Here is a 277-nt window from a genome sequence, read left to right as displayed (position 1 = left end):
CGCATGAACGCGCTGAACGCCCGGTTGCCCTCGACCTTCACTTCCCGCGCCTCGGGAGCGTCGCGATAGAGCGGGGCGGCATCGTCGAGGGCGATGCGCATCGGCGCCTCGTCGCATTCCGAACGGATGAACGCGTGGACGGCGGTGCGCAGCCGCTCCGGGGGCGTCTTTCGCGTGTCTTGCAGTATCCCGCACAGCATGTCGTACGTCTGCCGCCACTCGTCGTGCTGGAGCCGGAACAGCACGGACGCCTTGTTCGGGAAGTACTGGTACAGCG

The 277-nt window shown here is 67.1% G+C and carries 1 pseudogene; it reads right to left on the bottom strand.

Annotated elements, in window-relative coordinates:
* Window positions 1-277: pseudogene (locus tag AAEZ09_RS28165) on the bottom strand (TetR/AcrR family transcriptional regulator); the annotation flags it as partial.

The organism is Pseudomonas sp. 65/3-MNA-CIBAN-0223 (assembly GCF_040310425.1).
GTDB classification, from domain to species: Bacteria; Pseudomonadota; Gammaproteobacteria; order Pseudomonadales; family Pseudomonadaceae; genus Aquipseudomonas; species Aquipseudomonas gregormendelii.
The sequence above is the reverse complement of the archived record's forward strand: the minus strand, read 5'-3'. Positions and strand labels throughout refer to the sequence as shown.